Raw genomic sequence first — 4,600 nt, 5'->3', positions numbered from 1 at the left:
TTCCGCAAGGGCCCGAACAACACCCTGGACGCCGGCCCGGACGATGTGGGGGTGCCGTGGGCGATCGGGTCCGCCGAGGGCGGGCACGACGCGGTGCATCCGCGGCTGGGCACGCTGGAGGACTTCGCCCGGTTCGTGGCGCGGGCCGGGGAGCTGGGGATGGAGGTGGCGCTGGACTTCGCGTTGCAGTGCTCGCCGGACCATCCGTGGGTGCACAAGCATCCGGAGTGGTTCCACCACCGCCCGGACGGGTCGATCGCGTATGCGGAGAACCCGCCGAAGAAGTACCAGGACATCTATCCGATCGCCTTCGACGCGGATCTGGACGGGCTGGTGGCGGAGACCTGCCGGGTGCTGCGGCACTGGATGGGGGTGGGGGTGCGGATCTTCCGGGTGGACAATCCGCACACCAAGCCGGTGGTGTTCTGGGAGCGGGTGATCGGTGAGATCAACCGCACCGATCCGGATGTGATCTTCCTGGCGGAGGCGTTCACCCGGCCGGCGATGATGCACACGCTGGCGCAGATCGGCTTCCAGCAGTCGTACACCTACTTCACCTGGCGCAACAGCAAGCAGGAGCTGACCCAGTACCTGACCGAACTGTCGGGGGAGGCCGCCTCCTACATGCGGCCCAACTTCTTCGCCAACACCCCCGACATCCTGCACGCCTATCTGCAGCACGGCGGCCGGCCCGCCTTCGAGGTGCGCGCGGTCCTCGCCGCCACCCTCTCCCCCACGTGGGGCATCTACAGCGGCTACGAACTGTGTGAGAACACCCCGCTGCGGGAGGGCAGCGAGGAGTACCTCGACTCGGAGAAGTACCAGCTCAGGCCGCGTGACTGGGAGGCGGCGGAACGCGAGGGACGTACCATCGCCCCGCTGATCACCCGGCTCAACACCCTCCGCCGGGAGAACCCCGCCCTGCGCCAGCTGCGAAACCTCCACTTCCACCATGCGGACCAGGAGGCGGTCATCGCATACTCGAAGCGGAAGGGCTCGAACACGGTTCTGGTGGTCGCCAACCTCGACCCGCACCACACCCAGGAGGCCACGGTCTCGTTGGACATGCCGCAACTCGGCCTGGAGCGGCACGAGTCGGTGCCGGTGCGCGACGAGCTCACCGGTGAGACCTATCACTGGGGCAGCGCCAACTACGTGCGCCTGGGGCCGGGGGGAGCGCATGTACTCGTCGTCGGCCGGGGGCCCGGGGACTCCTCCCCGGGTGAGCAGCCATCGGCTCCGCGACCGTCCACCCCGCACATGGGAGGGTCACCCACCACATGATCGTCAACGAACCCGTGCCGGACACCTTCGAGGACACTCCCGCCAGGGACCGGGACCCCGAGTGGTTCAAACGCGCCGTCTTCTACGAGGTGCTGGTCCGCTCCTTCCAGGACAGCAACGGTGACGGCGTCGGCGACCTGAAAGGGCTGACCGCCAAACTCGACTACCTCCAGTGGCTCGGCGTCGACTGCCTGTGGCTGCCCCCCTTCTTCAAGTCCCCGCTGCGCGACGGCGGCTACGACGTCTCCGACTACACCGCCGTGCTCCCCGAGTTCGGCGACCTCGCGGACTTCGTGGAGTTCGTCGACGCCGCCCACCAGCGGGGCATGCGGGTGATCATCGACTTCGTCATGAACCACACCAGCGACCAGCACCCGTGGTTCCAGGAGTCCCGCAAGGACCCGCAGGGTCCCTACGGCGACTACTACGTGTGGGCGGACGACGACAAGCAGTACCAGGACGCGCGCATCATCTTCGTCGACACCGAGGCGTCGAACTGGACCTACGACCCGGTGCGCAAGCAGTACTACTGGCACCGTTTCTTCTCCCACCAGCCGGACCTCAACTACGAGAACCCGGCGGTGCAGGAGGAGATGATCTCCGCGCTGAAGTTCTGGCTGGACCTGGGCATCGACGGGTTCCGGCTGGACGCGGTGCCGTACCTGTACCAGCGGGAGGGCACCAACTGCGAGAACCTCCCGGAGACCCATGCCTTCCTGAAGCGGGTGCGCAAGGAGATCGACGCGCAATATCCGGACACGGTGCTGCTGGCCGAGGCGAACCAGTGGCCCGAGGACGTGGTCGACTACTTCGGCGACTACGCCGTCGGCGGCGACGAGTGCCACATGGCCTTCCACTTCCCCGTCATGCCCCGCATCTTCATGGCCGTCCGCCGCGAATCGCGCTACCCGGTCTCCGAGATCCTCGCCAAGACCCCCGCCATCCCCTCCGGCTGCCAGTGGGGCATCTTCTTGCGCAACCACGACGAGCTGACCCTGGAGATGGTCACCGACGAGGAACGCGACTACATGTGGGCGGAATACGCCAAGGACCCCCGCATGCGCGCCAACATCGGCATCCGCCGCCGCCTCGCCCCGCTGCTGGACAACGACCGCAACCAGATCGAGCTGTTCACCGCGCTGCTGCTGTCCCTGCCCGGCTCCCCCGTCATGTACTACGGCGACGAGATCGGCATGGGCGACAACATCTGGCTCGGCGACCGCGACGCCGTACGCACCCCCATGCAGTGGACCCCGGACCGCAACGCCGGCTTCTCCTCCTCCGACCCCGGCCGCCTCTTCCTGCCCACCATCATGGACCCGGTCTACGGCTACCAGGTCACCAACGTCGAAGCCTCCATGGCCTCCCCCTCCAGCCTGCTGCACTGGACCCGCCGGATGATCGAGATCCGCAAGCAGAACCCCGCCTTCGGACTCGGCACCTACACCGAACTGCCCTCCTCCAACCCCGCCGTCCTCGCCTTCCTGCGCGAGTACGAGGACGACCTCGTCCTGTGCGTCAACAACTTCTCCCGGTTCGCGCAGCCGACCGAGCTGGATCTCAGCGCCTTCGAGGGGCGCCATCCGGTCGAGCTGTTCGGCGGGGTGCGCTTCCCCGCCGTCGGGGAACTGCCGTATCTGCTGACCCTCGGGGGACACGGCTTCTACTGGTTCCGGCTCCGCAAGGACGCCGCGTAGGACCCGGCGGGACGGTTTCCTCCGTCCCGCCCGGGGCACGCATCAGTAACACCCCGCCCACCGGTGGCGCCCCCGGGCCCTGCCGACGATGGGGAAAGGACGCGACGCCATGTCGGAAGCCGTCACCCGCACCGTCACCGCACCGCCCGGCCTCCTTGCGTCACTCGATCCACTGCTGAGGGAATGGCTGCCCAGGCAGCGCTGGTTCGCGGGCAAGGGACGCCCGGTCACCGGGTTCGCCCTGGTCGCGGCCACCGAGCTGCTGCCGTCCACCGCCAAGCTGGGCCTGTACCACCTGCTGGTCCGGGCGCAGCAGCCGCTCGCGGCGGGCCATGGCGGGCAGGAGCACCCCGGTGACTGCTACCAGCTGTTCATAGGCGTGCGCGAGGCGCTGCCGCCCCGGCTCGCGCCCGCGCTGATCGGTCACGTCACCCGGGGCCCGCTGGCCGGACGGACGGTCTACGAGGCCCTGCACGACACGCGGCCCGCCGAACTCCTCCTGGAGGCATTGCGCACCCAGGCCCGGGTCGGCGGGCTCCGTTTCGAGCGCGACCCGCGCCAGGACATCCGGCCCGGCCTGGTGCCCCGCCTGATGACGGCCGAGCAGTCGAACTCGTCCGTCGTCTACGGCGACACGTTCATCCTGAAGCTGCTGCGCCGGGTCGTACCCGGGGTCAACCCCGACCTGGAGCTGCCGCTCGCGCTGGCCCGGGAGGGCAGCACCCGGGTGCCGCCGCCCACGGCCTGGCTGGTCGCGGACCCGGGCGCCGCGGCCGGCGGGCCGGCCACCGACGAGCCGTACGTGCTGGGCGTGCTCCAGCCGTACGTGCAGGGCGCCACCGACGGCTGGGAGCTGGCCCTGCGGGCGCTGGCCAAGGGGGAGGACTTCCTCGCCGACGCCCGCGCCCTCGGGCGGGCCACGGCGGAGGTGCACACCGCTCTGGCCCGGGCCCTGCCGACGGTCACCCTGGGGCCCGCCCAGCTGCGGACGATGGTCGCCGGCATGACGGAGCGGCTGGCGGCCGCGGTGCAGGCGGTGGCGGCGCTGCGCCCGTACGAGGAGGGCCTGCGCTCGGCGTTCACGGCGCTGGACGACCTGGCCTCCGAGGGGCAGGTGTGGACCGCGCAGCGGGTGCACGGCGACCTGCACCTCGGGCAGTGCCTGCGGTCCCCGGCCGGTGAGTGGTCGCTGATCGACTTCGAGGGGGAACCGGCCCGCCCGCTGGCCGAGCGCCGCATGCCGCAGCCGGCCGTCCGGGACGTGGCGGGCATGCTGCGGTCCTTCGACTACGCGGCCCGCTCCCTGGACCCGCCGCAGCCCGACTGGGCGGCCCACTGCCGGGCGGCCTACTGCTCCGGCTACGCGCGGGCCGCCGGACGGGACCCGCGCACCGACCCCGTGCTGCTGCGCGCCTACGAGACCGACAAGGCGGTCTACGAGGTGCTCTACGAGGCCCGGCACCGACCCGACTGGCTGCCCGTACCGCTGGCGGCCGTGCGCAGGCTCGCCGGCTCCGGTGCGGCCGACCCGACCTGACCCACCCCTTCGCCCAGGAGGCTCCGCCCGTGACCCCCCGCCCCGAGTCCCCCGCCTCGCAGCCGGAACCGCCGGCCGGCCG

The 4,600-nt window shown here is 70.6% G+C and carries 3 protein-coding genes; all 3 read left to right on the top strand.

What is annotated here, in order from left to right; translation table 11 throughout:
• Positions 1–1,284: DUF3459 domain-containing protein (locus G3I53_RS24995; RefSeq protein ID WP_239064092.1), on the top strand; the 1,284-nt coding region annotated here is incomplete at its 5' end.
• Positions 1,281–2,981 (top strand): maltose alpha-D-glucosyltransferase, encoded by a 1,701-nt coding sequence (gene treS, locus G3I53_RS24990; RefSeq protein WP_164333040.1) that lies wholly within the window; start codon positions 1,281–1,283, stop codon positions 2,979–2,981. The genes G3I53_RS24995 and treS, both read left to right, overlap by 4 nt.
• A gap of 109 nt (positions 2,982–3,090) precedes the next feature.
• Positions 3,091–4,518, top strand: coding sequence for a maltokinase (locus G3I53_RS24985; protein ID WP_164438797.1), 1,428 nt, complete (start codon positions 3,091–3,093; stop codon positions 4,516–4,518).
• Positions 4,519–4,600: the final 82 nt, after the last annotated feature.

The sequence above is a fragment of the Streptomyces sp. SID14436 genome (assembly GCF_010548465.1).
In the GTDB taxonomy this organism is placed as follows: domain Bacteria; phylum Actinomycetota; class Actinomycetes; order Streptomycetales; family Streptomycetaceae; genus Streptomyces.
The sequence above is the reverse complement of the archived record's forward strand: the minus strand, read 5'-3'. Positions and strand labels throughout refer to the sequence as shown.

Coding starts and splice junctions, on each gene's coding strand:
- treS (WP_164333040.1), top strand. CDS start 1,281: ATGATCGTCAACGAACCCGTGCCGGACACCTTCGAGGACACTCCCGCC.
- G3I53_RS24985 (WP_164438797.1), top strand. CDS start 3,091: ATGTCGGAAGCCGTCACCCGCACCGTCACCGCACCGCCCGGCCTCCTT.